Below are 3847 nucleotides of genomic sequence, written 5' to 3'. Positions count from 1 at the left end.
CGGCCGTCGCCGACCACGGCGAGGGCCCCATGCTGGTGCGCCACCTGGAGTCCGCGATGCAGGCGACCGTGCCCCAGCTGCTCCAGGAGGTGCGCGCCGTCGGCCACCCGCGGACCGTGCAGGTGCTGGTGGCGCTGGCCGCGGCGCACCCCGACCCGGCGCTGGCCAAGGCCGTGCGCAGGGCCGCCTTCCAGGTGCACACCGGGGGCGGGTGACCCGTCAGGCCGGTATCTCGGGGGCGTACGTGCCGAAGCACCACACGTTGCCCTCGAGGTCCCGGGCCATGGAGTCCCGCGAGCCGTAGTCCTGGTCGGCCGGCGCCATGAGGATCTCCACGCCGTGCTCCACCGCGCGGGCGTGGTGCGCGTCGACGTCCTCGACCACCACGTAGACCCCGGCCGGCCCGGCCCCGCTCATGGCCCCGGCGAACACCCCGCGGCCGGCGTCCTTCGAGCCGAGCATCACCACACCGCCGCCCTGCGTCAGCTCGGCGTGCGCCACCGCGCCGTTCTCGCCCTCGTACAGGCTGAGTTCCCGGAATCCCAGGCCCTCGGTCAGCTGCCGGACCGCCGCCCGGGCGTCGGCGTACAGCAGCGTCGGGCACAGGCCCGGGTGTCCGCTCCGCGGCTCCGTCATCGCTCCCACCTTCTCCTTCTCGCGCCTGCCTCGCGCTCGCCCGGCGCTTGTTCGGCGTTTGTCCGTATCGCCTGATGTGTGACCTGTTGCACAGTCTTGCACCAGGGTCCGACAACGCACGCCGGAGAGAGTGCTTGCATACGCCCGCTAGACTTTCGGCATGGCCTTTCTCCTCGCGCATTAGACGGCGGTACGCCTCCGCGAAGACCGTCCGCCCTCATCCCACGCCCTGGAGTCTGTCCGTGATCACCGCCACCGGTATCGAGCTGCGTGCCGGCGCCCGCGTCCTCATCGAGTCCGCCAGCTTCCGTGTCGCCAAGGGCGACCGCATCGGCCTGGTCGGCCGCAACGGAGCCGGCAAGACCACCCTCACCAAGGTCCTGGCCGGCGAGGGCATCCCCGCCGCCGGATCGGTCGCCCGATCGGGCGAGGTCGGCTACCTCCCCCAGGACCCGCGCACCGGTGACCTCGACGTGCTCGCCCGCGACCGAGTCCTGTCCGCGCGCGGGCTCGACGTGCTGCTGCGCAAGATGCGCGAGAACGAGGAGCGCATCGCCAACGGCAAGGGCGCCACCCGCGACAAGGCGATGAAGCAGTACGAGCGCCAGGAGACGGAGTTCCTCACCAAGGGCGGGTACGCCGCCGAGGCCGAGGCCGCCACCATCGCCGCCGCGCTCAACCTGCCCGACCGGGTGCTCGGCCAGCCGCTGCACACCCTCTCCGGCGGTCAGCGCCGCCGAATCGAACTGGCCCGCATCCTCTTCTCGGACGCGGACACCCTGCTGCTCGACGAGCCCACCAACCACCTCGACGCGGACTCGATCGTCTGGCTGCGGGACTACCTGAAGAGCTACCGCGGCGGCTTCATCGTGATCTCCCACGACGTGGAGCTGGTGGAGACGGTCGTCAACAAGGTCTTCTACCTGGACGCCAACCGGGCCGCGATCGACGTCTACAACATGGGCTGGAAGCTCTACCAGCAGCAGCGCGAGGCGGACGAGAAGCGGCGCAAGCGGGAGCGTCAGAACGCCGAGAAGAAGGCGGCCGCGCTCAACGCCCAGGCCGACAAGATGCGCGCCAAGGCCACCAAGACGGTCGCCGCGCAGAACATGGCCCGCCGCGCCGAGCGGCTGCTCTCCGGCCTCGAGGACGTCCGGCAGTCCGACAAGGTCGCCAAGCTGCGCTTCCCGGAGCCCGCGTCCTGCGGCAGGACCCCGCTGATGGCGGAGGGCCTGTCGAAGTCGTACGGCTCGCTGGAGATCTTCACCGACGTCGACCTGGCCATCGACAAGGGGTCGCGGGTCGTCATCCTGGGCCTCAACGGCGCGGGCAAGACCACCCTGCTGCGCATGCTGGCCGGCGTGGAGGAGCCCGACACCGGGCGGATCGTCCCCGGCCACGGCCTGAAGGTCGGCTACTACGCCCAGGAGCACGAGACCCTCGACCCGGACCGCTCGGTGCTCGAGAACATGCGCTCGGCGGCGCCCGACATGGACCTGGTCGAGGTCCGCAAGGTGCTCGGCTCGTTCCTGTTCTCCGGCGACGACGTCGACAAGCCGGCCGGGGTGCTCTCCGGCGGCGAGAAGACCCGGCTGGCCCTGGCGACCCTGGTCGTCTCCTCGGCCAACGTCCTCCTGCTGGACGAGCCCACCAACAACCTGGACCCGGCCAGCCGCGAGGAGATCCTCGGGGCGCTGCGCACCTACACGGGCGCCGTGGTGCTGGTGACGCACGACGAGGGCGCCGTGGAGGCGCTCCAGCCGGAGCGGATCATCCTGCTCCCGGACGGCATCGAGGACCTCTGGGGCGCCTCGTACGCCGACCTGGTGGCGCTCGCCTGACCCGTATTGGATCATTCGGACGATCCCCGCTCCGTCATCTGTGTGAGAACTCCTGGTCCCCAGGTGTGTCCTGCGGGGAATTCCCGGCCGGGCCTCCCTTCCGCGGAGGCCCGGCCGTCTCGCGTCCATGACCTGCTGGTTCGTCCTGAATACCGCTCAGCTGTGCGGGTACCGGTCGACGGAACAAGGCATTCCGATTGTGCGCACGCACTCCTGTCGTCAAAAGCCGGTCTCACGGACCTTGCCGAATGGGTGGCCAGGACGGCGGGGAGGGGTGATCATGAGAGGACCAGAGCGCACTTCCCACGAGGAGGCACGGGTGGCCGAGACTCTGAAGAAGGGCAGCCGGGTGACCGGCCCCGCGCGCGACAAGCTCGCGGCAGACCTGAAGAAGAAGTACGACTCCGGTGCGAGCATCCGGGCACTGGCCGAGGAGACCGGCCGCTCGTATGGCTTCGTGCACCGGATGCTCAGCGAGTCGGGCGTCACGCTGCGTGGGCGTGGCGGGGCGACGCGCGGCAAGAAGGCATCCGCCTGAGGCCGGGCAGCCGTCGACTCCGATGAACGGCGGCCACCCGGTCGGTCCCCCGACCGGCCGGGTGGTTACTGTGCAGTCACTTACCGGCGCGTCTCACGGGGACGTGTCGGCCGACCGCACCCATTCGGAGGCGTCATGACTTCGCTCGACCCTGTCCTCGACAAGGACGGAGTCCGGCTCGTCGTCGACGGTGAGACCGCGACGGTGACCTTGACCAACCCGGCCAAGCGCAATGCGCAGAGCCCCGCCCTGTGGCGTGCCCTCGCGGAAGCCGGCCGGGCGCTCCCGGGCGCCGTCCGGGTGGTCGTGCTGCGCGCGGAGGGCAAGTCCTTCTCCGCCGGGCTCGACCGGCAGGCGTTCACGCCCGAGGGCTTCCCCGGCGAGCCGTCCTTCCTCGACATGGCGCGCGGCGACGAGGCGGAGATGGACGCGCTCATCGCCGAGTACCAGGAGGCGTTCACCTGGTGGCGGCGCAACGACATCGTGTCGATCGCCGCCGTGCAGGGGCACGCCGTCGGAGCCGGCTTCCAGCTGGCGCTCGCCTGTGACCTGCGGGTCGTCGCGGACGACGTGCAGTTCGCCATGCGGGAGACCAGCCTGGGCCTGGTGCCCGACCTCACCGGTACGCAGCCGTTGGTGGCGCTCGTGGGGTACGCCCGTGCGCTCGAGATCTGTGCCACCGGGCGCTTCGTGACGGCCGAGGAGGCGGTCGGCAGCGGGCTGGCCAACCTCGCGGTGGCGCGGGAGGAGCTGGACGGGGCGGCGCGGGACCTCTCGGCCGCGCTGCTGGCCGCGCCGCGGAACGCGGTGATCGAGACGAAGGCCCTGTTGC

4 protein-coding genes and 1 pseudogene are annotated in these 3847 nt (G+C 71.1%); 4 read left to right on the top strand and 1 reads right to left on the bottom strand.

All coding sequences use genetic code 11. From position 1 onward, the window contains the following. A pseudogene (locus HW445_RS21650) lies at positions 1 to 215 on the top strand (hypothetical protein); the annotation flags it as partial. 4 nt (positions 216 to 219) lie between these two features. On the opposite strand, the gene HW445_RS21645 reads toward HW445_RS21650, so the two are convergent. Then, positions 220 to 636, bottom strand: coding sequence for a VOC family protein (locus tag HW445_RS21645; RefSeq protein WP_180222639.1), 417 nt, complete (start codon positions 634 to 636; stop codon positions 220 to 222). Positions 637 to 878: 242 nt separating this feature from the next. Between HW445_RS21645 and abc-f the strand changes: the two genes are divergently transcribed. The 3 genes from abc-f to HW445_RS21630 form a co-directional block, all read left to right on the top strand. Beyond that, complete coding sequence (gene abc-f / locus HW445_RS21640; protein ID WP_180222638.1) at positions 879 to 2477, top strand: ribosomal protection-like ABC-F family protein; 1599 nt, start codon at positions 879 to 881, stop codon at positions 2475 to 2477. 319 nt (positions 2478 to 2796) lie between these two features. Further along, positions 2797 to 3015 carry a helix-turn-helix domain-containing protein gene (locus tag HW445_RS21635; RefSeq protein WP_023542602.1) on the top strand — a complete coding sequence of 73 codons (219 nt, stop codon included), beginning with the start codon at positions 2797 to 2799 and terminating at the stop codon, positions 3013 to 3015. A gap of 135 nt (positions 3016 to 3150) precedes the next feature. Beyond that, positions 3151 to 3847: enoyl-CoA hydratase/isomerase family protein (locus HW445_RS21630; protein ID WP_180222637.1), on the top strand; the 697-nt coding region annotated here is incomplete at its 3' end.

Origin of the sequence: Streptomyces sp. UH6, from assembly GCF_013421635.1 — a bacterium.
In the GTDB taxonomy this organism is placed as follows: domain Bacteria; phylum Actinomycetota; class Actinomycetes; order Streptomycetales; family Streptomycetaceae; genus Streptomyces; species Streptomyces abyssomicinicus.
This window is presented reverse-complemented; position numbering and strand designations above follow the sequence as displayed.